The organism is Hymenobacter siberiensis (assembly GCF_018967865.2).
Taxonomy (GTDB): Bacteria; Bacteroidota; Bacteroidia; order Cytophagales; family Hymenobacteraceae; genus Hymenobacter; species Hymenobacter siberiensis.
Genome location: NZ_JAHLZY020000001.1, coordinates 4344613 through 4366015 on the forward strand (window position 1 = coordinate 4344613; position 21403 = coordinate 4366015).

A 21403-nucleotide genomic window follows, 5' to 3' on the forward strand; every position below is an offset into this window, starting at 1 on the left:
TCTTTTTCTACCGACGTCTTATCTATATTCTTATGTATCTACTCATATACCCGTCATTGAGCACTCCTCGCCGGCCAAAAGCCCCGAAAGAAACCGCTCGCCCAACCTCAACGGGCCTCGATTTCGTCACTCCCGACGGAATGGTAGTACCCCGAGCTTTTGGCGAAGCTGCTTTGCTGGGCCGCACGGCCGTTTTGGTAGGAGGGCTTCTTGTTGGGGTATGGCCACAGGCGTAGCCTGTGCTTCCACTGCTGTTCTACCTTTCCTATTTCTCGATTTCCAGCCCTCGACTACCCTTCCCGAATCTGGTATAATATGCTACCCATAATCCAGTATCTACCGCTCACCGGCTACCCCAGTTGAGCTTCAACCCGCCGTCTACCCCGGCGGGTTTTTTTGTCCGGTGTGCGGCAAATAATACCCCGCCCGATGCCAGGTGCTGCTAGCTGGCGGCCGTTTCGTTTTGGACGCTAACCAGGGCAATGCCTTCGGCAAAGGTGTGGGGGCGGTAGCCGAGGTCGTGCCGGGCTTTGGCGATGAGGAAGCCGGTACGGGCCGGCCGCCGGGCGGGCTGCGTGAAGGTGCTGGCGTCTACTCGTTCAATCAGGCCCGCATCGAGGCCGAAATGCGCGGCTACGCGCAGGGCCATGGCGTGGGGCGTGAGCATTTCTTCGCCGCTGATGTGGTAGATGCCCTGGGCAGTCTGCCGGGCCAGCAGCCAGCAGCCCTGGGCCAGGTCTTCGGCCAGGGTGGGCGTGCGCCACTGGTCGGCCACTACTTTGATGGGTTTACCGGCGCGCAGGGAGTCGCGCACCCAGATTACCAGGTTGGTACGGCCATAATCGTGCGCCACACCATATACCAGTACGGTGCGGGCAATGGCCCAGGGGCCCAGGCTGGCCTGCACGGCCTGCTCGGCGGCCAGCTTGCTTTCGCCGTAGAAATTGACCGGCCCCGGAACGGCATCTTCGGCCAGGGGGCCGGCTTCGCCACTGAAAACAAAATCGGTGCTGAGGTGCGTGAGGTGGATTTGCTGCCGGGCGCAGGCCTGCACCAGGTGCTCCACGGCCGTGACGTTGTGCTGCCAGCAGGCTTCGCGGTTGAGCTCGCACTCGTCCACGTTGGTCATGGCGGCGGTGTGGATGAGGTGGGTGGGCTGCTCCCGGGCCAGCACCTGTTGCACCTGAGCGGCATCGCTCACATCCAATTCTATGAAACGAACGTCCGGGTATAAGCCGGCCAACTTGTTGGGGCCCCGCGATGTGGCGACGAGGGCTACGTCGGGCTGCTGCCGCAGTAAGGCCACGAGCTTCTGCCCGAGCAGGCCGTTGGAGCCCGTGAGAAGGATTTTCATGCGGTACGCCATTGCAATCAGTTATTACCTAATACCCTCACATATGCTGATAATCAGCACGATACCTCAGTGCTTTACGGATAGGTATAGCCGTATTCTTTCATGATTTTCTTACGTCGCATCTTCTCCACTTTCATGGTCATTTTGGCGTCGGCCAGGGGGTGGTCGCGGCCATCTTTGGGGAGCTTTGCAATTTTATCAATTACGCTGAGACCCTGAATTACCTGGCCGAAAACGGTGTACTGGCCATCGAGAAAATGGACACCGTCGTGGTTCTCAACCAAGTAAAATTGCGTGATGCTGCTGGGCGTACCGGCCGGGCCACCCATGCGGGCCGCAGCCAGGGAACCGTAGTTGTGCTTGTGGCCAGGCGCGAGCTCGGCGGGAACAGTGCCTTCATTGGGCTGGCCCAGGCCGTCGTTGCTGGGGTCGGCATCTTTGGAATTGGCATCGCCGCCCTGAATCATGAAGCCGTCGATAACGCGGTGAAAGCTGGTGCCGTTGTAAAATCCGCTCTTGGCTTTCTTCAGAAAATTGGCTTTGTGCAGAGGCGTGTCATCGAACAAAACCAGGCGAATAGTCCCCTGAGCCGTGGTGATGGTTACGACTTCATCCTTGTTTTTATGCCTGGCGGGCTTGGCCGGCTTGTCAGCCGCGAAGGAGGGAGAAGTCAGCCACAACAGGGCCAGAAACAGCGTACTAGCCCAGGAGAAAAGAAAGGATTTCATAAAATAAAAATCAGAAATACGGGGTTAATGCCCCAAAACTACTTGGATTTGCAGGCCCCGACCAAGCGCCCGGGCCGCACCAAACAGCCCCTAGCCGCGGTGTTCGCGGATACTGGCCAGAATTTCGCGCCCCCCGCGCCCCAGCACGGCATCGGCCACCGAGGTGCCCAGCGCCAGGGCTTCAGCGGTAGTTTCGACGGTCTGGATTTCCTCCACGTACTCCTCGCCGCCGAGGCTGATGAGGCCGCCGTGCAGCCGCAGCCGGTCGCCGTCGAGCGTGGCCAGGGCGAAGGACGGGATGCTGCACCCGCCTTCCATGGTGTGCAGAAAGGCGCGCTCGGCCAGCAGGCAGGTATGGGTGGCGGCGTGGTCGAGGGCAGCTTTTAGGCGGGCTTTCAGGGCTTCGTCCAGGTCGGCGGCGCACTCGATGGCGATGCTGCCCTGGCCGGTGGCGGGCACAAACTGGTGGGCGGGCAGCGTGTGGCGCACCAGGTGCTCGTAGCCCATGCGGTGCACGCCGGCGTAGGCCAGCACCAGGGCATCAAACTGGCCTTCTTCGAGCTTGCGCAGGCGGGTTTGGAGGTTGCCCCGGGCTTCGGCGGTGGTGGCATTGGGGTAGAAGCGGCGCAGCTGGGCCTTGCGGCGGGTGCTGCTGGTACCCAGCACAATGCCCGGCTTGTCGAGGGAAAAGTTCTCGTCGAAGCTGAGCACCACGTCATTCACTTTTTCGCGCTCCAGGAAGGCCAGCAGCTCCAACTCGCGCGGGATGCTGCTTTGCACGTCTTTGGCCGAGTGCACGGCGAGGTGGGTTTCGTGGCGCAGAAGGCTGGCCTCCAGTTCTTCGGTGAATACGCCTTTGGAGCCGATTTTGGCCAGGCTGCGGTCCTGCACGGCATCGCCGGTGGTTTGCATGGGCACGATTTCGGTTTCGAAACCGGCTTTTTGCAGCAGGTGGGCAACGTGCTCGGTCTGCCAGAGGGCGAGGCGGCTGGCGCGGGTGGCGAGGCGGATGGTCATGGTTTGTTTGGGGTCGTTAGCACGTCATGCTGAGGGCAGCCGAAGCATGACGTGCTGTTTTCAATTTGCTCAAACTCTTAAAAAGCCGCCCAGCCGCAGCGAGCTATCCACAAACACCATCTTGGCGTTGGCGTTGCGCTCGATGTGGTAGTGGGCATCAGTCAGCTCTCTGGTTAATAAATCGGCATTGCGGGGCGTCACAAATTTGGCGAAGCCGGTCACAAATTGCTGCTCGCCGGTGGCCAGGTGGGGCACAAATTTCGGGTCAATGCCGAACAGCAGCACTTTGCGCACCAGCCCCAGCGAATAGCTAAGCAGCTCCTTCTGGTTTTCGCGGCCCAGCTTCTGAAATTCCTCGCTCTTCTTCAGAATTTCGCCAGCCTTGTTGCCGTAGCTGAAGCACAGGCGCATCCAGCCGCTAAAAAACTCGAAGTAGTCGTGGTCAGCGTTGGCGTCGCGGCTGGCAATGGCCGCGCCCAGGCTGCCTTCGGCCAGCTGGGCGACCTGGCGGGCTTTCACTTCGGGCACTTGGTAGTGCTCGTGCAGGAAATCGGTGATGTCGTCCTCCGAAAATGGGCGCACCACCACCGGCTGCACCCGGCTGATGATGGTGGGCATGAGCTGCTCGGGCGCATGGCTCACCAGCAGGAAAATGGTGGCGGGCGGCGGCTCCTCCAGTAATTTCAGCACGGCGTTGGCGGCGGCAGGGTGCATGAGCTCGGGCAACCAGAGAATCACAATTTTGAAGCGGGCCTCGAACGCTTTCAGGCTTACCAACTTCAAAATCTGCACGGCCTCGTCCTTGCTGATGTTGCCCTGCTTGTTTTCGGCCCCGATGTGCTGCATCCAGTCGTTGAGGCCCTGGTAGGGATTGTCGAGCACGAATGCTCGCCACTCGCCCATGAACTTACTGCTCACCGCGTCCTTGGCCACCGACTTAGTGGTGGTCACGGGCACGATGAAGTTCAAATCAGGGTGGGCGAGCTTGGCCGTTTTGGTGCAGGCCGGGCAGTGGCCGCAACTGTCGTCGGCGTCGGGGGCACGGGCTTCGCAGTTCAGGAACTGGGCGTAGGCGAGGGCCAGGGCCAGCGCCGCGCCGCCCTCCTGCCCCCGGAAAAGCTGGGCGTGCGCCACGTGCTGCCGCGCCACGGATTGGCGCAGTAGGGCTTTAACGGCGGACTGGTTGGGAATATCAGCGAAGGTCATCTGAACCGCGGATTTATCGGATTGGTCGGATTATTCGGATTTTGTGGCCGATTGTACTTCTGGTTGGCGAGGTTTGAAGAAAGCTTTTATACGTTTGGGCGCAAGGGGCGTGGGGCTTTGATGAATCGTTTGAAGCGAAGACTGCGTTCGCCAAAGTTGATGAGCAGACCGACTTCCAATTGATAGGCTTCGAGGTAGTTGATGATTTGGGCGTGGTGCGTTGGCGTGATTTCGTGCAGCGCTTTTAACTCAACCAGCACTGCATCTGCAACCAGAAAGTCGACCCGGCGCGAGCCTACGTCCACGCCCTTATAAAAAAGAGGCATCTCTACTTCCCGACCGAAAACCAACCCGGCCTTTTCCATCTCAACTGCCAAGCTGCGCTGGTAGATAACCTCTTGGAATCCGCTTCCCAATGTTTTGTGTACTTCCATCGCACAACCGATAACCAACCCAGTTATCGCCTGATATTTATTCTGAAGGAGCATGGCAGAAAAGAGAAATGCACGGCAACTGACTGTAGGAACTACCGCTTCGCCCACAAAATCCGACGAATCCGACGAATCCGATAAATCCGCGGTTCAGACATCGTTTCGGTCGGCTTTGGTGTCTTCAAACACCTTAGCCATAATTCCCTGCTCCACTGCATCATACGGCAGGCCACGTCGGGCCATCACCCGCTCAGCCACTTCGTTCACCTTCGGCAGCTTGAAGGTTTCGAAGCCCGCCGCGCCGCCCCAGCTGAAGCTCGGGATGAAGGTGCGCGGGAAGCCGGCCCCGAAAATATTGGCCCCCACGCCCACCACCGTGCCGGTGTTGAACATGGTGTTGATGCCACACTTGCTGTGGTCACCCATCATCAGGCCGCAGAAGGTCTGGCCGGTATCCACGAAGCGCTTGGCGGCGTGGCTCCAGATTTTGACGGGCGCGTAGTTGTTCTTGAGGTTCGAGGTATTGGTGTCAGCCCCAAGGTTGCACCACTCGCCGATGACGGAGTTGCCGAGGTAGCCGTCGTGGCCCTTATTGGAGTAGCCCATCAGGATGCTGTTGCCCACTTCGCCGCCCACTTTCGAGAACGGGCCCACGGTGTTGTCGCCGCGCATTTTAGCACCCGCATTAATGTGCGAGCCCTCGCACAGCGCCAGCGGACCTTTGATGATGGCCCCCTCGTGCACCTGCGAGTTCTTGCCCAGGTAAATCGGGCCATCCTCGGCATTGAGAATCGCGGCGCGAATCTTCACGCCTTCTTCGATGAAAATATTCTCCGCGCCATACACGATGGTATGCGCGTCGTTCACCGGCTGCGAGGTGCGGCCCTTGGTGAGGAGCGCGAAGTCGCGGCGGATTTCCACGCCGTTGCGCAGAAACAGCTGCCACGGCCGGTCAATCACCGTCACGGGCTCAGCTACCTGCCGGGTTTCGGGGATGCCGTCCTGAATGAGTTCGGCCACCAGCGAGGCATCGGCAACGTGCGCGGCCACCAGCAGCTCGTCGCAATACAGGGCCTGGCCGGGCTGCAGGGCCCGCACCTGCTTGGTCAGCAGGTCGTCGGGGCACACCGCGCCGTTGATGATAAGAGCCGGGCCGCTCACCTCGCCGGCCGGATACTTGGCCTGCAGGTAAGGCTGCGTGAGGTAGCCCACGGCATCAACCCCCAGCCGGTGCTGCCACTTTTCGGCCAGCGTGAGAATACCGCAACGCAGCGCCGCCACGGGCCGCGTGAAGGTGAAGGGCAGCAGGTGCGGCCGAATGGTCGGGTCGTCGAAGAGGAGAACGTGCATTTTTCTTAAGCTATTAACTAATAGCCGTTAGCTGTTAGCTTCTTTTGAAATAGATCCAAATTTACGGCAGGCGACTTGGCAAAGGGCCAATAAAAAACTCCTTCCGGTATTCCCGAAAGGAGTTTTTAAAAAGCTAACAGCTATCAGCCATTGGCTAAAAGCTAAAAAGCAGCTATTCTTTGTTGGCGCTGGCCTGCTCTTTCTTGGCGTAGCGGCTGCGGAATTTCTCCACGCGTCCGGCCGTATCAATGAACATGTTTTTGCCGGTGTAGAAGGGGTGCGAAGCGGAGCTAACTTCGATTTTCACCAGCGGGTACGTTTTGCCGTCTTCCATTACAATGGTGTCGGTCGGCTTCATCGTCGAGCGCGTGATGAACTTGAAATCGGAAGAAGAGTCCTGAAATACTACTTCCTGATACTCGGGGTGCGTGTCTTTTTTCATATCGAGGGCCTATTTTACCAGTTGAACCCGGCCGATTTTGCGGAAGGGACTGCAAAAGTACGGCTTAGCTCGGAAATACCCAACTCTGCGTCCAATATTTTCGCCGCAACGGCCCTCGCCACCCCATGCGGCTGAGCTTGTTGGCTTTCTGAAAAGGTTGTACATTTGAATTCGACCTACACTCGGGGCCGGCCCGTTGCGTGTGCTGAAATCTGTACTCGTTCGCCATCTGTTGCGCCGTTCCGGCCCAGTAGCCCTGCTACTGGTGCTGTGGAGCGTGGCGGTGGTGTATGCGGCCACGCTCACGGTGTTCACGGCGGCCTATTCCGGCGCCATGGTGCAGGTCGACTGGGAGGTGAACACCGAAACCGATGTCACCGGCTTCGAGCTGGCCCGCAAGGGAGCCACCGAAACCAGCTACACCGTAGTGAATACCACCGCCGTTACCGGCATGCGCCACTACCAGTACCTCGATGCCAACGTGTACCGCACCACCGGCGGCACCACGCCCGCGCCTTCGGCCGGCAATGGCCCCTATACTTATCGCCTCACCGTGCGCGGCCCCGGGGCCGACCAGAGCTACCTCACCGGGCTGGCCGGCACGCCCAGCGCCGTGCAGCGCTCCTGGGGTACTATCAAGTCGATGTTCCGGTAGGGGGAAACATCAGGCGCGTTTCATTTTACAGAACGTCATGCAGAGCGCAGCGAAGCATCTTGCCCGCCGCCAGTAATCCAATTGACAGGATTTACTATTGCGGTAAAGATGCTTCGCTGCGCTCTGCATAACGTTCTTTTGTGGCCTCATCAACAATCCCGCCTTATCCATGCGCCTCTGCTTCGCTTCCAACAATGCCCACAAGCTCGATGAAATCCGCCCGCTGCTGCCGGCCAGCCTGGAGCTGCTGAGCCTGGCCGACATCGGCTGCCACGAAGAACTGCCCGAAACCCAAGACACCCTGGAAGGCAACGCCCGCCAGAAAGCCGAATACGTGCGCCAGCACTACGGCATGGCCTGCTTCGCCGACGATACCGGGCTGGAAGTAATTGCCCTGGGCGGCGCGCCGGGCGTGTACTCGGCCCGCTATGCCGGCCCCCAGCGCCTGGCCGAAGACAACGTGGCCAAGCTCCTGCAGGAGCTGGCCGGCCAGCCCGACCGCTCGGCCCGCTTCCGCACGGTGGTGGCGCTGGCCGGGGCCGATGGCACGATGCACGAGTTCGCGGGCGAAGTAGCCGGCCGTATTACGGAAGACCAGCGGGGCACCGGCGGCTTCGGCTACGACCCCGTGTTTGCGCCCATCGAGGGCGACGGCCGCACGTTTGCCGAGATGAGCGGGGCTGAGAAGAACCGCATCAGCCACCGGGCGCGGGCCGTGGCCGGGCTGGTGGCGTTTTTGAATGAGGCGTAGGAATAATAGAGCCGAACGTCATGCTTCGCTGCGCGCTGCATGACGTTCGGCTTATCCCTCCTCCCCTACCCCATATTCTCCATCTCAACTGCTACCTTTGCCAGCTATGCAGACCCCCTACTTAATTGGCATTACCGGCGGCAGCGCTTCTGGCAAAACTACCTTCCTGCGCCGGCTGCTGGAAGCATTCCCGGAGGAACAGATTTGCCTCATCTCGCAGGACAATTATTACCACCCGCGCGAAAAACAGCTGCGCGACGACATGGGGGTTGAAAATTTCGACCTGCCGGCCAGCATCGATGCCACTGCTTACGCGGCCGATGTGCTCAGCATCAGCCAGGGCCACGAGGTGCGTCGCAAGGAGTATACCTTCAATAACGCCTCCGTGACGCCGCAGGAGCTGGTGTTCCGGCCCGCCCCCATTGTGGTAGTAGAGGGCATTTTTGTGTTTCACTTCGAGGAAATCGCCAAGCTCCTCAACCTGAAAGTGTACATCGATGCCCAGGAGCATGTGAAGCTGCACCGCCGCATCATCCGCGACCGCGACGAGCGGGGCTACGACCTGGCCGACGTGCTCTACCGCTACACGCACCACGTAGCGCCCACCTACGAACAGTTTATCGCGCCCTACAAGCATTACGCCGATATCGTTATTCCCAACAACCGCCACTTCGAGCGCGGCCTGGAGGTGCTGGTGGGCTTCCTGCGCACCAAGGTGAACGCCTGATAATAAGGTCTTTAGCAACGGTCAGACTGCCGTAGAAGGCCATTGCTACGCAATACAGCTGGCTAAGCCGGCCAGCGCTTTTTGCGGCTTTCAGGTAATTAGCAGTTAAAATGGATTATATTGGACCAAAATCGAAGCACAATCATTCCTGAAGGCGCACCGGTCGGGGTTGGCTCAAGGGTAGAATGTTCCGTATAATTCTCTTTTACACGCTATTCTTGCAACGATGAAGGGTTCTTTTCAACTAGTGGTGCTGGCGGTGGCGGGATTGGTGGGGCTGACCAGCTGTGACAAAAATGGCCAGTCCGGCGTGCTGCAACACCCGGCAGGAAACAAGGCTTTGCGCGTACCCGTGACGCCCGACAAGGAATACGACCAGGCCTTTGACGCATCGACCAGTAAGCTGAGCGACACCACCTATCTCATCATTACCAAGGCCGAGCGCGGCAGCATGTTTGCCGTGCACACCGGCCCGCTGCCCACCGCCGACCATGCCGTGTGCTTTGCCAGCACGTACAACCCCGGCTTCCGGGAGTGCGTGTCGGAGTATTACCAGAACGCGGGCGGTGTGGCTATTCAAAACAACGAAGCCGGCTGGTGGGCTACCCCATTGTGAGTTAAGAGTTGAGCGTTGAGAGTTAGGAACTGACATAAACACACTTCCTGACAACTCTTAACTCTTAACTTCTAACTCTTAACTCCCCCAATGTATAGCAAAGCAGAAATCACCCGATTGCGCCAGGCCTTCTGGACGGCGTTTGGGCAGTACATGGCCCCAGTGCCTTCGGCCGAAGGCGACACGACCAACTGGATAAACTACAAGACGGGCGTTAAGAACGTGTATTTTCGGATGCAGGCTGATAAGGCGCGGGCCAGCATCGCCATCGAGCTCACGCACCCCGACGCGGGCATCCGCGAGCTGTTCTGGGAGCAGTTTCTGGAGTTGAAGACCCTATTGCACGAAACCCTGGGCGAAACCTGGACCTGGGCCCCCGATACCACCGATGCCCATGGCCAGCCGCTGAGTCGCATCTATTACGACCTGCCCGGCGTGAACCTGTTCAACCGCGACGACTGGCCGGCGCTGATTTCGTTCTTTAAGCCCCGGCTTATGGCGCTGGACACATTTTGGGCCGACGCGCAGTATTCGTTTGATGCGCTGAAGTAGCGGGCTTTACGGCCCGGCTGGCGGGCTACATAATCATTTGCGCCCGTTCGCGTCAAATTGGTATCTTTGCAGACCCCGTTTGCCGCCATGTCCCAACTGATTGCTCGTTTTTGGTTTTCGCTCCGCTTCGCATGGCTTGCTGCCACGGTGCTGCTGGTGCTGGGCCTGAACCAGCGGGCCGTGAGCGTGCTGCGCCTGCCCCAGGGCACGGACCAAAACCACCTCGCCGCCCCGCCCAAGGCCACGGTGGTGAAGCAGAAGGTGCAGTTTGAAGCTACGGCTTCGCTCAAGCATTTCGTGGCCCCGCTGGCCGATGCCTGGCTCCCGCTGCCCACCATGGCCACTACCTGGCTGCCGGCCCTGCGCCGCGCTCTGGCCGTGCCGCGCCCCCGGGCGGGCGTACGGGCCGGCGAGATTTTCCGGGCGCGGCTGCTGGCCGTGGCCCTGTCCCCGCAGGCACCCTAATGAAGTGTTGAATTTTGAGGGTTAAATATTGAATGAGTTTTCGTCGCAGGGCGGAGAGCTCAGGCAACATTCAACCCTTTTCTTTTTCGCTTCGCTTACTCTCCGATTTCAACTCTGGGAATTCAACCCTCAACATTCAAAACTCAACCCTCCTAAGATAATGCGTAACAAAGGATTAATCATCGCGCTCACACTCGTCGTCACGGCGTTGTGCGCGTACTTCCTGTTCTTCACCTACATCTCGCGTGGGGTGCAGCAGAAGGCCGTGGCCTACGCCACCCACGACGGCAAACTCGACGAAGGCCAGCGCCAGCACTACCTCGACTCGGTGTGGCGGGCACCCGTATTCGGCCCCTTCACCTACCGCGAGGTGCGCCAGAGCGAGCTCGGCCTCGGCCTTGACCTGAAAGGCGGCATGCACGTAACGCTGGAAGTTTCGCCGGTGGAAATTGTGCGCGCCATGAGTGGCAACAGCAAGGACCCCGCCTTCAACAAAGCGTTGGAGCAGGCACAGCAAGCCCAGAAAACCAACTCGGGCACGCCCTTCACGGCGCTGTTTGCCCAGGCTTACCAGCAGAACGCACCCGGCCAGCCGCTGGCCCGCATTTTTGCCAACACCACCAACAAGAGCCGCAACATCGACATCAACTCCTCGAACGAGAAGGTGATTGGCGCGATTGATAAGGAAGTAGAAGAAGCCATCGACCGTTCGTTCAACATCCTGCGTACCCGCGTCGATAAGTTCGGCGTGAATCAGCCCACCATTCAGCGGGTGAAAGGCACTGGCCGCCTGCAAATCGAGCTGCCCGGCGTAGACAACCCCGACCGTGTACGCAAACTGCTGCAAGGCCAGGCCAAGCTGGAGTTCTGGGAAGTATGGAACCAAAACGAAGTAGGCCCCTACCTGGTAGCCCTCGACAAGCAGCTGCAAGCCCGGGACGCCGCTGCCAAAGCCGGCCCCGCCACCGCCACGGCTTTCGCCGACACCACGGCTACCGCCACCGCCGGCGACTCGACCTCACTGGCCGCCCAGCTCGCCAAGAAATCCGGCAAAACAGCCGCTGATTCGTCGGCCACCGCCAATAAGGCCGGGGCGCTGGCCAAGCTCTTCACCATGCCCGGCCGCCTGGGCGTGAATCTGCGCGATACCTCGGCCATGAACACCATCCTGCGTTCGCCCGAAGCCAAGGCTACCCTGCCCCCCACCCTGGCCCTGCTCTGGAGCCTGAAGCCCACCACCATCGACAAGCAGGAGTACCTGGAGCTGATTCCGGTGCGCAAAACCCGCGATGGCGTGCCTCCCCTGGGTGGCGAGGTAGTGAGCGATGCCCGCTCCGACATCGGCCAGAACGGCCAGCCCGAAGTGCTGATGAGCATGACGCCCTCGGGCGCCCGTAAGTGGCAGAAGATGACCGCCGCCAATATCGGCAAGCAGGTAGCCATGGTGCTGGATGACTACGTGTGCTCGGCCCCCGTGGTGCAGAGCGAGATTTCGGGCGGCGGTACCAGCATCACCGGCAGCTTCACCATCGAAGATACCCAGGACCTTGCCAACCAGCTCAAGGCCGGTAAGCTGCCCGCCCCCACGCGCATCGTGGAAGAGGCCGTGGTAGGTCCGTCGCTCGGCAAGGAAGCCATCAACCAGGGCCTGTACTCGTCGCTGGCCGGCGTGGTGATTATCATGATTTTCATGGCCCTCTACTACGGCCGCGCCGGCGTGGTAGCCGACATCGCCCTGCTCTTCAACATCTTCCTGATTCTGGGCGTGCTGGCGCAGTTCGGCACGGCCCTCACCCTGCCCGGCATCGCCGGTCTGATTCTGGTGATGGGCACTTCGGTAGATGCCAACGTACTGATTTTTGAGCGGATTCGAGAGGAATTGGACCACGGCCTCGGCCTCACCGATGCCATCAACAAAGGCTACTCGCGGGCCTTCTCGGCCATCTTTGACTCGAACGTGACGACTATGCTGATTGCTGTGATTCTCGGCTTCTTCGGCACGGGTCCGGTGCAGAGCTTCGCCATCACGCTCGGCATTGGTGTGCTTACCTCGTTCCTGTCGGCCGTGTTCGTGTCGCGCCTCATCATCGAGTGGATGGTGAAGGGCAACGAGAACCACCCGATGACGTTCAGCACCTCGATTTCGCGCAACCTGTTCAAAAACCTGAATTTCGACATCGTGGGCAAGCGCAAAATTGCCTACACATTCTCGGCCGTATTCATTATCATCGGCTTCGGCCTGATGTACGTGCAGGGTGGCCCGAACCTGGGCGTGGACTTCAAAGGGGGCCGCGCCTACGTAGTCGACTTCAACAAAACGATGGTGGCTTCCGACGTGGCCGATAAAATCCGCCCCGCGTTCCAGGATGCCGGCCTCGAAGTGAAGCAGTACGGCTCGCCCGACCGCCTGCGCATCACCACCGGCTACCTGGCCGAGGATGAAAGCGCCGCCGCCGATGCCAAGGTAACGGCCGCCCTCAACCAGGGCCTGCAGCAGTACAGCGCCGATGCCCCGGCCATCAAGTCGACCTCGAAAGTGGGCGCGACCATTGCCGACGACATCAAGCGCACCTCGGTGCTCTCGCTGGGCCTCACGCTGCTGGGCATCTTCGTGTACGTACTGTTCCGCTTCGATAAGTGGCAGTACTCGATGGCCGCCGTAGTGGCCCTGTTCCACGATGCGCTGCTGGTTATCGCGGCCTTCCCGATTGCCCGCCTCTTCGGGGCGAACTACGAGATGGACCAGATTTTCGTGGCCGCCGTGCTCACGGTTATCGGCTTCTCGATGAACGACACGGTGGTGATTTACGACCGTATCCGCGAGTACCTGCGCGAAAACCCCAAGCTGACCTTCGCCCAGGTGGTGAACCCGGCCCTGAACTCGACCTTCTCGCGGACGATGATTACATTCACCACGGTATTCCTGGTGGTACTCGTGATGTACATCTTCGGTGGCGAAACGCTGCGCTCGTTCTCTTTCGCCATGATTATCGGCGTGATTTTCGGCACGTACTCGTCGCTGTTCATCGCCACCCCGATTATCCTCGACACCTACGGCAAGAAAGAGGAGCGTGAGCGCCTCGCCGCCGGTGAGGACGTGAGCAACCTCTCGGGCGACGCCCCCAAGCTGAGCACCACCACGGTTTAGTCTGAACCGCGGATTAAACGGATTCCTCGGATTTCGTGGCTGATTATTTCGATTGACCCTATTGAAAAAAGGCTGCCTTCGGGCAGCCTTTTTTTGTGCCTGCCGGACACGCGGTTGAGCCGTTTCATTAGCCGCAAAGCAGCGACACCTTGGTAGTCGACATGTTGTTGGCGGATGTTGAGCCGCAAAGTAGCGGCACCACTGTCGTGGGCGAGTGCCGCCGCTTTGCGGCTCTGCGCTGTTTTCAGCTTACTACTACCAACGTATCGCCGCTTTGCGGCTGATGAGGTGGGCCAGCCGTGTGTTTGTTCGCCACGGTCGATACAAACGAAAAAGCCCCGGCGACCTTGCGGACGGCGGGGCTTCTTCTGGCTGGTGTTGAGGGCTAAACCGTGATGCCTTCGGCTACTACGCTTTGCACTTCGGGCACCATGCGCTTGAGCAGGTTTTCGATGCCGGATTTCAGGGTAACGGTGGCCGAGGGGCAGCCGGAGCACGAACCTTGCAGGTTCACGGTCACGATGCCTTCGTGGTAGCTTTTGAAGGTGATGTTGCCACCATCCTGCTCCACGGCGGGGCGCACGTAGTTATCGAGCAGGTCGATGACTTTCTGGGCAATCTGGCCGTCCTGCTGGGTGGGGTCGCCAGCAACGGCGGCCTGAGCTGCTTTCTGCTCGGCGGCGGGGTCCACGAGGAAAATGGGGCCCCCGGCCTCCACGTAGCTTTTCAGGAACTGGCGCAGCTCGGGAATGAGCTGGGTCCAGGCCAGCTCGGGCTGGGATTTGGTGACGGTGACGAAGTTCTGGGCGATGAACACGCGGCCCACGTAGTCGAAGCCAAACAGCTCCTGCGCCAGCGGCGAGTTGGTGGCGGCTTCGAGATTGGGGTAATCCACGCTCACGCCATCCACCAGCAGGTTTTGGTTGAGGACGAACTTCATGCTCTCCGGGTTGGGAGAGGCTTCGGCATAAATGGAAACAGCAGACATGGTTTCGGGGCTTAAAATCAGGGGAAAGCGCCGCCGTGGCGGCAGCTGTAAAGGTACAACCACAACGGGGTGACGGAGGTTGCAAATGTACGTACACGATTTTAGGCACCGTGGACGCTGCGAGTCCGCGCATGGAAGAGGACGTTTAACTATCGCCCACTCGCGGACTCGCAGCGTCCACGTTACAGCCGGTTGGCCCGCGCCCGCAGCAGCAAATCGGCCAGCACCAGCTGGGTCATGGCTTCCACAATGGGCACGGCACGGGGCAGCACGCAGGGGTCGTGGCGGCCCCGGCCCACCAGCGTAACAGCCTCGCCCTTATCATTGATGGTTTGCTGGGGCTGGAGCAGCGTGGCCACGGGCTTAAACGCCACACGGAAATAAATATCCTGGCCGTTGGAAATGCCGCCCTGGCTGCCGCCGCTGTGGTTGGTGCGGGTGCGCACGGCCCCCAGGGCGTCGGTGTAAAACTCGTCGTTGTGCTCGGAGCCCGGCAGCTTGGTGCCCTCGAAACCCGAGCCGAACTCGAAACCCTTCACGGCATTGATGCTGAGCATGGCCTGGCCCAACAGGGCGGGCAGCTTGTCAAATACCGGCTCGCCGAGGCCGGCGGGAACGTGGCGCGCCACGCCCGTAATCACGCCGCCCACGGTGTCGTGCGCGGCCTGTGCAGCCCGGATACGAGCTTCCATGAGAACGGCCGTTTCGGGGTGCGGGCAGCGCACCAGGTTGCTATCGATAAGGCTTAAATCGAGCAGCTCGTAGCCCACGGGCACTTCTACCTCGCCCACGGCCGAAACGTAAGCCACGGTATCGATGCCGAAATGGGCCAGCAGGCGGGCGGCTACCGCGCCGGCGGCCACGCGGGCGGCCGTTTCGCGGGCCGAGCTGCGGCCTCCGCCGCGATAGTCGCGGCGGCCGTACTTGGCGTCGTAAGTGTAGTCGGCATGGCTGGCGCGGTAGGCGTGCGCAATGTGCGAGTAGTCGTCGGAGCGCTGGTCGGCGTTGGGGATGAACAGGCTGATGGGCGTGCCGGTGGTCACGCCCTCGAACAGGCCCGACTGAATATGCACTGTATCAGCTTCCTTGCGCGGCGTGGTGAGGTCGGACTGGCCGGGCCGTCGCCGGTCGAGCGCGGCCTGAATATGGGTGGCATCGACGGCCACGCCCGCCGGGCAGCCATCGATGATGACGCCGATGCCCGCCCCGTGCGACTCGCCAAATGTGGTGATGCGAAAGAGGGAGCCGAAAGTATTGGACATTTTTTGGGTGCTTGGTTTTTGGTGCTTAGTACTTGGTGCCTGTCATCCTGAGCTTGCTAACCGAAGGTCGGCGTAGCCAAGGACCTAATCAGGCCGGAACAGCTTGCCGCATACTCAAACAGCGAAGCGGTGATAAGGTCATTCGCGAGCTCAGGATGACAGACGGACAGCCACAAGTCCTCGCAAAACTACGCCCGCCGCCCCGCCCGCCACCAGCCGAAGGCGGCCACGCCCGCCAGCCCGATGAGCAGCCAGTCGGCGTAGCGGCGCACGTCGCGGTACACGTCCAGCGACTGCATGGTGGTATCGGCCCCGGCCAGTGCCGGGCCATAGAAAGGGTCGTCCTCGGGCCGGGCCAGGGGCTCGACGGTGGCTACCACGCCCTGTACCAACGGCCGCAGGCCGGGGCGCAACACCTCGTAGCGCGCCACAGCGGGGTTGAATACGACCAACTGCAACAGACTATCGAGGGGCAGCACACCGGGCCGCCGGGCTACCAGCCGGTACCGAAACAGCTTGCGGCCGCCGCCCGGCGCGGGCTCCTCGCGCACGTCGGGGCCGTACACGTCCAGGCCCGGCCAGGGTGCCACCACCGGGGCCAGCACCGCCGACAAATTACCCGGCCCCGCCACGCCAAAGGTGTAAGTGAATGACTCGCCCACCCGGAACTTCGTCCGGCTGATAGCCTCCTGGAGCGTGAAGCGGCCAACGGCCAACGGGCCGCCCGGGGCCGCCAAGGGCAGCGGCTGCACGGCCACTACTATGCCGGGCGAAGTATAGGTTTTGTAACCCGCCAGGCGGTTGTCCTGGCCGGGCTCTGGCTTTTTCAGAAGCTTGAACTTCACCATCGTCAGGGCCAGGGCCGGGAAGCGCAGGGGCTGGTCTGTGAGGGGATAATACAGGTTTTCGGCCAGCCGGAAGCGCAGGTATTTCTGGCCCAGGTGGCGCACGGTATCGGGGGTCACGCTGGGTTCGGGGCCGGGCTCCTGCCAGGCGGTGGGCTGGTGCAGCTCGTGGAGCAGGGGCGGCAGCTGGTCGTTAAAATCGTGGAAAGCCAGCAGGGCCTGGTCTTCGGGCTTGAGGTAGAAATACAGCCCCACGCGCACGCCCTCGCCCACAAACACGCGCGGCCGGTCGGCCACCACGGCCAGGAAGGCATGGTCGGCCCGCTCTTCGTAGAGCACCGGCTTGGGCTTGCCAAACATCTTGTCCAGGTCGGCCACGGCTTGCAGCGGCGCGCTGGGGTTAGCAGGCTTGGTGATGGCGCCGGGGTTGGGCGGAGCGGCCGGCACCACGCGCACAGTGGCCCCTTTGCTACGCAACACCACCCCATTCACCGTGAGTTGGAAGGGCTTGATAATGATTTCGCCCTCGCCGTAGGGCACGTAGCGCTGGGTAATGGTGAGGTCGGAAAACCGCCGGCCCTGCACAATGCGCGTGGTGGTGGTGCTGGTTTTGCCGCTTTTCTTGAAACTCTCCAGCTCCGGAAACTCTGAGTATTTGTCGAGCGCACCGCCGCGCAGCCGGAAAGCCAGCGTGAACACCCCCGTGACGGGCAGCGTGGCTGGCCCAGGTAATAGCTCTACATCGGCCGGCAGGGTGGCCGGGGGCCGAGGCTGGGCGGCCGGCGGGGCCGGACTCAGTTTGGGCGGGGCCTGGCCCGGTCCGGCCAGTAGTAGCCCCGGCAGCAGCCCCAATGCCCAAAAAAGTCCTCCCATAGTCACTAGCGCATTATCACCCCCTAAAAGTAGCGGAAAGCGCCGAATTCAGCCATTCCGACCAAAATCATACTCGGCATTTGTAAGCTAATCCCGGCCTCACTGCAAAAAATGCGGGCCAAATCAATCCTTTACCCCGGCAATTGCCGTATCTGGTCACAAATCACCTCACGGTAGCGGTTTTCTTCTCGCAGACGGGCTTTTGGCACCGTCCGGGATTGTATTGCCCTCTCCGCTGGTTTCAATTTTCACCCAATTAATCCACGCTCATGTCTGACAACCTCCAGCCCCGCGGCTCCGACGACACTTCGTTCGCTCAGCCGCTATACACTCCCATCAAGCGGCGTTCGTTCTTCATGTATGCCGGTGCTACGGCCGGGGCTTCGGCCTTGGTGCTGGCCGGCTGCTCGAAAGACAGCAACAATGCCACTCCTTCGTTGCCCGCCGGCAACAGCGTTACTTCCAGCGGTGCCATCAGCCTGGGTTCGGGCGATGTGGGCGTACTGAACTTCGCTTATGCCCTGGAGCAGCTCGAAGCCGACTTTTACAGCAAAGTGGCCGCTTTGCCCCAGGGCATCCTCACGGGCAGCGAGTATGCCTACTTCCAAGAAGTAGCTAAGCACGAAGCCATTCACCGCGATTTCTTTAAGGCGGCGCTGACCCGTGACGCCAGCGGCCAGGTTCTGCGTGGCCTCACGCCGAAGTACCCGGCTGCTACATTCACGGACCGCACCAATATCCTAGCTACGGCCAAAGCATTCGAAGACCTTGGCGTAGCTGCTTATAACGGCGCCGGCAAGCTCATCAAAACCCCCGCTTACCTGGTTATTGCCGGACAAATTGTATCGGTAGAAGCCCGCCACGCGGCTTATATCCGCGAGTTGGTTACGCCGGGCTCATTTGCTGCCGACGACATCGTAAATGCTACTTCCGGCCTCGACGACCAGAAGTCGCCCACGGATGTCATCGTCATCGCCCAAAACTTCATCACGGAGAAGCTGGACGCTAGCACGGTTGGCAAATAATCCCCCTTCCCTTCACTTGTAATCAATTTTTGTTATGGATTTCTTCAAAATAATTGACCAGCTTTCGGAAGTGGATGCTGACGTACTGGGCCGCTTTAACTCGCGCCGCGCTGTATTCGGTTCGCTGGGCACTGCTGCCAAGCGTTCGGCTCTGGCCGCTACGCCGCTGTTCCTGGGTGCCTTGTTCCAGAAGGCTTACGCTGGCACTGCTGCCACCGGCGTTGAGGTGCTGCAATATGCCCTGGCCCTGGAATTGTTCGAGCAGGACTTCTACGCTAAGGTGAAGGCTTCGTCGCCTTACGCCAACGCTTCGGCCGCTGATAAGGCTGCCATCGACCAAATCAAAAAGCACGAAGACTCGCACGTTACCCTGCTGCGCGGCGCTATCAGCGGCCTCGGTGCTACTCCGGTCACGGGCGTTACGTTTAAGGCGGCGGTATTCGCGGGTCTCACCACCTTCAAGAGCGGTGCGGCTGCTACCACTCAGCTCGGCATTGCCCAGCTGCTGGAAGACACTGGCGTGCGTGCCTACAAAGGCCGCGCCGGTGAACTGCTCGGCACCGACCTGCTCACCGTGGCGCTGCAAATCCACTCGGTGGAAGCCCGCCATGCCGCCAAAATCCGCGACATGCGTGGCCAGCGCGCCTGGGTGAACCCCGCCGACGACCTGGCCGCCCACCCCGTGTACACCAGCGGCGTGACGGCCGGCTCGACCCCGGCAGCCTTTGGCCTTGTAGTGCCAGCGTACACGGCGGCCAGCCCAGTTGAGAACAATACGACCCAATCGGGTGTCGACATCAAAGCTGGTCTGGGGGCTACGTACACTGCCAGCGATGCTGCAGCGGCCTTCGACGAGTACCTGCAGGTTGCCGAAGTGCTCGATAACTCGCGCGCTGGTGGCCTGATTGGTGCCTAACCAACGAAGGCTTCTTTATTGAAGCAACGAATTCCAACAAAGCCGGCTCCGCTCACGCGGGGCCGGCTTTGCGATTTATACAGCCCGCCGGAGTCGGGGTTTCGTTTCCGGGCTGTACAACGAGTTAGCTTTGTATCGGCATCCCCTTACAGAATCCTTTTCGGTATTCGGAGGTAGTGGGCTGGTGGCGGCTTTCATACTGGTTCGCACCGGACCGCCGGCTTTCGTAGCTGCCCTTTCTTTTGCTCATCAAACGCTATTTTTTTATGTCCGATACGCTTCGGCCAACTGACCCTCAAAGCCCGCAGCCGGGGCAGCCCCTGCTGGCGCGCATCAAGCGCCGGTCCTTCTTCATGTACGCCGGCGCTACGGCCGGGGCCACGGCGCTGGTTTTGGCTGGCTGCTCGAAGGACAATACCACGCCCACCAGCACCACCACGGGCAACGTCAGCTTCGGCACCGGCGATGCCAGCGTGCTCAACTACGCCTATGCCCTGGAGCAGCTCGAAGCCGCCTTCTACGCCAAGGTGGCCGCCCTCACGGCCTCGCCCCTGCTGGCGGCCGAGGTGCCGTATTTCGCCAAATTAGCCACCCACGAGGCCATTCACCGCGACTTTCTGCGCACGGCCATCAACCGTGACTTCAACGGCACTATCATCCCCGACCTCACCCCAAAATTCGACAGCATTGATTTCACCAAGCGCGTGAAAGCGGCTGCCGATACCAAGCTGGGCATTCTCGATGCCGCCAAGGCCTTCGAGGACCTGGGCGTGGCTGCCTACAACGGCGCGGCCAAGCTGTTCAAAAGCGCAGTGTACCTGGGCATTGCGGGCCAGATTGTGTCGGTTGAGGCGCGGCACGCGGCTTATGTCCGCGACCTGATTCTGCCCGGCTCCTTCGCCACCAACGAAGCGGGTGATACGCTCGGATTCGACCGCCAGATGACGCCCACCGCCGTGCTCGCCGTTGCGCAGACCTACGTGGAGCAAACGCTCAACGGCAGCACCATCGGCCAGTAATCTTCTTCTTCCGACTTCTCCTTTGCCATGAATTTCTTCAACATCATCGACCTACTGGCGGAAGCTGACCCCGACGTACTGGACCGTTTCAGCTCGCGCCGCGCCGTATTCAACTCACTGGGCACCGTGGCCCAGCGTACGGCCCTGGCCACATCGCCGCTTTTCCTGGGCGCGCTGTTTCAGAAGGCCTACGCCGGCACGGCCTCCCTGCCCACCGACATCCTGAACTACGCCCTGACGCTGGAGCTCCTCGAAGCCGACTTTTACCGCCAGTTTCTCGCCGCCGGCCAGATTCCGGCCGGTGCCGCCTTCGATGCCATCACCGTCATCAAAACCCACGAGGACGTGCACGTTGCCTACCTGCGTACCGCCATCATCGCGGCCGGGGGCACGCCGGTAGCGGGCTCGGCCACCACGGGCATCCGCTTCAACCCCAGCCTGCTGCCCGCCACCTACGCCGACCAGCTGAAATACGCCCAGGTGCTGGAAGACACCGGCGTGCGCGCCTACAAAGGCCGCGCCGCCGAGCTGATTGGCACCGATTTCCTCACGCCGGTGCTGCAAATTCACTCCATCGAAGCCCGGCACGCGGCGCACATTCGCACCATGCGCGGCCAGCAGCCCTGGGTGAGCCTCGGCGACGACCTGGCCACCGATGCCCGGTTCCAAGCTGCTTACACCAGCGGCGTGGCCAGCAGCACGAAGACGGCCATCGCCCTGGGCGGCACTACCTACGGCATTCCGGCCTACAACCCGGCCCGGCCCAGCCCAGCCGAGAGCAACCAGCAGCAGGGAGCCGCCGGCACCAAGCTTGCCGTGCTCATTACCACGGGCATCGGCAGCACCACCTACCTGGCGGATGACGCCGCCGCCGCCTTCGACGAGCCCCTGCAGGCCGCCGAGGTGCTGGATAGCTCCCGTGCCGGGGGCCTGCTGGCGTAGGTACCGTTGCCGCTTAGCCGTTGTCATTCCGACGCAGAAGGAATCTGAGGCAAGCTTTTGCTGGCTTTATCCAGATTCCTCCTGCGTCGGA

Annotated in this window: 21 protein-coding genes; 11 read left to right on the forward strand and 10 right to left on the reverse strand. The window is 60.9% G+C overall.

The features are described from left to right. Window positions 1-442: 442 nt before the first annotated feature. The 7 genes from KQ659_RS19180 to KQ659_RS19210 form a co-directional block, all read right to left on the reverse strand. The gene (locus KQ659_RS19180) at window positions 443-1354 is read right to left on the reverse strand and encodes an SDR family oxidoreductase (protein WP_216690581.1); all 912 of its coding nucleotides are present in this window, start codon (window positions 1352-1354) and stop codon (window positions 443-445) included. A 74-nt stretch (window positions 1355-1428) separates the two neighbouring features. After that, complete coding sequence (locus KQ659_RS19185) at window positions 1429-2082, reverse strand: peptidylprolyl isomerase (protein WP_216690580.1); 654 nt, start codon at window positions 2080-2082, stop codon at window positions 1429-1431. 90 nt (window positions 2083-2172) lie between these two features. Beyond that, window positions 2173-3099 (reverse strand): hydroxymethylbilane synthase, encoded by a 927-nt coding sequence (hemC, locus tag KQ659_RS19190; protein ID WP_216679610.1) that lies wholly within the window; start codon window positions 3097-3099, stop codon window positions 2173-2175. A gap of 69 nt (window positions 3100-3168) precedes the next feature. Further along, window positions 3169-4305, reverse strand: a complete 1137-nt coding sequence (locus KQ659_RS19195; protein ID WP_216679609.1) for a DNA polymerase III subunit — start codon at window positions 4303-4305, stop codon at window positions 3169-3171. Window positions 4306-4391: 86 nt separating this feature from the next. Further along, complete coding sequence (locus tag KQ659_RS19200) at window positions 4392-4793, reverse strand: GxxExxY protein (protein WP_216690579.1); 402 nt, start codon at window positions 4791-4793, stop codon at window positions 4392-4394. A 93-nt stretch (window positions 4794-4886) separates the two neighbouring features. Continuing rightward, window positions 4887-6086, reverse strand: a complete 1200-nt coding sequence (locus KQ659_RS19205) for a GlmU family protein (protein ID WP_216690578.1) — start codon at window positions 6084-6086, stop codon at window positions 4887-4889. A gap of 172 nt (window positions 6087-6258) precedes the next feature. After that, a complete protein-coding gene (locus tag KQ659_RS19210; protein ID WP_168672421.1) occupies window positions 6259-6528 on the reverse strand; it encodes a type B 50S ribosomal protein L31 in 270 nt (89 codons plus the stop codon). A gap of 232 nt (window positions 6529-6760) precedes the next feature. Between KQ659_RS19210 and KQ659_RS19215 the strand changes: the two genes are divergently transcribed. From KQ659_RS19215 to secDF, 7 genes are all read left to right on the forward strand, one after another. Further along, complete coding sequence (locus KQ659_RS19215; RefSeq protein ID WP_168672423.1) at window positions 6761-7183, forward strand: hypothetical protein; 423 nt, start codon at window positions 6761-6763, stop codon at window positions 7181-7183. Between the two features lie 169 nt (window positions 7184-7352). Further along, entirely contained in the window at window positions 7353-7934 is a 582-nt protein-coding gene (gene rdgB / locus KQ659_RS19220) for an RdgB/HAM1 family non-canonical purine NTP pyrophosphatase (protein WP_216679606.1), read from the forward strand. A 106-nt stretch (window positions 7935-8040) separates the two neighbouring features. Beyond that, window positions 8041-8661 carry a uridine kinase family protein gene (locus KQ659_RS19225; RefSeq protein WP_216679605.1) on the forward strand — a complete coding sequence of 207 codons (621 nt, stop codon included), beginning with the start codon at window positions 8041-8043 and terminating at the stop codon, window positions 8659-8661. A 226-nt stretch (window positions 8662-8887) separates the two neighbouring features. Then, window positions 8888-9277 carry a hypothetical protein gene (locus KQ659_RS19230; protein WP_216679604.1) on the forward strand — a complete coding sequence of 130 codons (390 nt, stop codon included), beginning with the start codon at window positions 8888-8890 and terminating at the stop codon, window positions 9275-9277. 90 nt (window positions 9278-9367) lie between these two features. Then, entirely contained in the window at window positions 9368-9829 is a 462-nt protein-coding gene (locus tag KQ659_RS19235) for a DUF4268 domain-containing protein (protein WP_216679603.1), read from the forward strand. 87 nt (window positions 9830-9916) lie between these two features. Continuing rightward, window positions 9917-10294 carry a hypothetical protein gene (locus KQ659_RS19240; RefSeq protein WP_216679602.1) on the forward strand — a complete coding sequence of 126 codons (378 nt, stop codon included), beginning with the start codon at window positions 9917-9919 and terminating at the stop codon, window positions 10292-10294. A gap of 160 nt (window positions 10295-10454) precedes the next feature. Beyond that, window positions 10455-13442, forward strand: coding sequence for a protein translocase subunit SecDF (secDF, locus tag KQ659_RS19245; RefSeq protein ID WP_216679601.1), 2988 nt, complete (start codon window positions 10455-10457; stop codon window positions 13440-13442). A 385-nt stretch (window positions 13443-13827) separates the two neighbouring features. On the opposite strand, the gene KQ659_RS19250 is transcribed toward secDF, so the two are convergent. The 3 genes from KQ659_RS19250 to KQ659_RS19260 form a co-directional block, all read right to left on the reverse strand. Beyond that, a complete protein-coding gene (locus KQ659_RS19250) occupies window positions 13828-14430 on the reverse strand; it encodes a NifU family protein (protein WP_216679600.1) in 603 nt (200 codons plus the stop codon). 182 nt (window positions 14431-14612) lie between these two features. Next, window positions 14613-15692 carry a chorismate synthase gene (gene aroC, locus KQ659_RS19255; RefSeq protein ID WP_216685802.1) on the reverse strand — a complete coding sequence of 360 codons (1080 nt, stop codon included), beginning with the start codon at window positions 15690-15692 and terminating at the stop codon, window positions 14613-14615. A gap of 188 nt (window positions 15693-15880) precedes the next feature. Then, on the reverse strand, window positions 15881-17410 hold the full coding sequence (locus tag KQ659_RS19260) for a BatD family protein (RefSeq protein WP_216685801.1): 1530 nt from the start codon (window positions 17408-17410) through the stop codon (window positions 15881-15883). A gap of 269 nt (window positions 17411-17679) precedes the next feature. Here KQ659_RS19260 and KQ659_RS19265 point away from each other — a divergent pair, with 269 nt between their 5' ends. From KQ659_RS19265 to KQ659_RS19280, 4 genes are all read left to right on the forward strand, one after another. Then, window positions 17680-18435 carry a ferritin-like domain-containing protein gene (locus tag KQ659_RS19265; protein ID WP_216685800.1) on the forward strand — a complete coding sequence of 252 codons (756 nt, stop codon included), beginning with the start codon at window positions 17680-17682 and terminating at the stop codon, window positions 18433-18435. 34 nt (window positions 18436-18469) lie between these two features. Beyond that, on the forward strand, window positions 18470-19351 hold the full coding sequence (locus tag KQ659_RS19270; protein ID WP_216679596.1) for a ferritin-like domain-containing protein: 882 nt from the start codon (window positions 18470-18472) through the stop codon (window positions 19349-19351). Between the two features lie 266 nt (window positions 19352-19617). Further along, window positions 19618-20370, forward strand: a complete 753-nt coding sequence (locus tag KQ659_RS19275; protein ID WP_216679595.1) for a ferritin-like domain-containing protein — start codon at window positions 19618-19620, stop codon at window positions 20368-20370. A gap of 27 nt (window positions 20371-20397) precedes the next feature. Next, window positions 20398-21312: a ferritin-like domain-containing protein gene (locus KQ659_RS19280; RefSeq protein WP_216679594.1), complete on the forward strand. Its 915-nt coding sequence runs from the start codon at window positions 20398-20400 to the stop codon at window positions 21310-21312. Window positions 21313-21403 lie beyond the last annotated feature (91 nt).

Bases quoted from the DNA above. Each gene is read 5' to 3' on its own strand.
- KQ659_RS19210 (WP_168672421.1), bottom strand. From the start codon at position 6,528: ATGAAAAAAGACACGCACCCCGAGTATCAGGAAGTAGTATTTCAGGAC.
- KQ659_RS19265 (WP_216685800.1), top strand. From the start codon at position 17,680: ATGTCTGACAACCTCCAGCCCCGCGGCTCCGACGACACTTCGTTCGCT.
- KQ659_RS19225 (WP_216679605.1), top strand. From the start codon at position 8,041: ATGCAGACCCCCTACTTAATTGGCATTACCGGCGGCAGCGCTTCTGGC.
- KQ659_RS19275 (WP_216679595.1), top strand. From the start codon at position 19,618: ATGTCCGATACGCTTCGGCCAACTGACCCTCAAAGCCCGCAGCCGGGG.
- KQ659_RS19260 (WP_216685801.1), bottom strand. From the start codon at position 17,410: ATGGGAGGACTTTTTTGGGCATTGGGGCTGCTGCCGGGGCTACTACTG.
- KQ659_RS19240 (WP_216679602.1), top strand. From the start codon at position 9,917: ATGTCCCAACTGATTGCTCGTTTTTGGTTTTCGCTCCGCTTCGCATGG.
- KQ659_RS19200 (WP_216690579.1), bottom strand. From the start codon at position 4,793: ATGCTCCTTCAGAATAAATATCAGGCGATAACTGGGTTGGTTATCGGT.
- KQ659_RS19180 (WP_216690581.1), bottom strand. From the start codon at position 1,354: ATGAAAATCCTTCTCACGGGCTCCAACGGCCTGCTCGGGCAGAAGCTC.
- rdgB (WP_216679606.1), top strand. From the start codon at position 7,353: ATGCGCCTCTGCTTCGCTTCCAACAATGCCCACAAGCTCGATGAAATC.
- aroC (WP_216685802.1), bottom strand. From the start codon at position 15,692: ATGTCCAATACTTTCGGCTCCCTCTTTCGCATCACCACATTTGGCGAG.
- KQ659_RS19280 (WP_216679594.1), top strand. From the start codon at position 20,398: ATGAATTTCTTCAACATCATCGACCTACTGGCGGAAGCTGACCCCGAC.
- KQ659_RS19205 (WP_216690578.1), bottom strand. From the start codon at position 6,086: ATGCACGTTCTCCTCTTCGACGACCCGACCATTCGGCCGCACCTGCTG.
- KQ659_RS19250 (WP_216679600.1), bottom strand. From the start codon at position 14,430: ATGTCTGCTGTTTCCATTTATGCCGAAGCCTCTCCCAACCCGGAGAGC.
- secDF (WP_216679601.1), top strand. From the start codon at position 10,455: ATGCGTAACAAAGGATTAATCATCGCGCTCACACTCGTCGTCACGGCG.
- hemC (WP_216679610.1), bottom strand. From the start codon at position 3,099: ATGACCATCCGCCTCGCCACCCGCGCCAGCCGCCTCGCCCTCTGGCAG.
- KQ659_RS19195 (WP_216679609.1), bottom strand. From the start codon at position 4,305: ATGACCTTCGCTGATATTCCCAACCAGTCCGCCGTTAAAGCCCTACTG.
- KQ659_RS19185 (WP_216690580.1), bottom strand. From the start codon at position 2,082: ATGAAATCCTTTCTTTTCTCCTGGGCTAGTACGCTGTTTCTGGCCCTG.
- KQ659_RS19235 (WP_216679603.1), top strand. From the start codon at position 9,368: ATGTATAGCAAAGCAGAAATCACCCGATTGCGCCAGGCCTTCTGGACG.
- KQ659_RS19270 (WP_216679596.1), top strand. From the start codon at position 18,470: ATGGATTTCTTCAAAATAATTGACCAGCTTTCGGAAGTGGATGCTGAC.
- KQ659_RS19230 (WP_216679604.1), top strand. From the start codon at position 8,888: ATGAAGGGTTCTTTTCAACTAGTGGTGCTGGCGGTGGCGGGATTGGTG.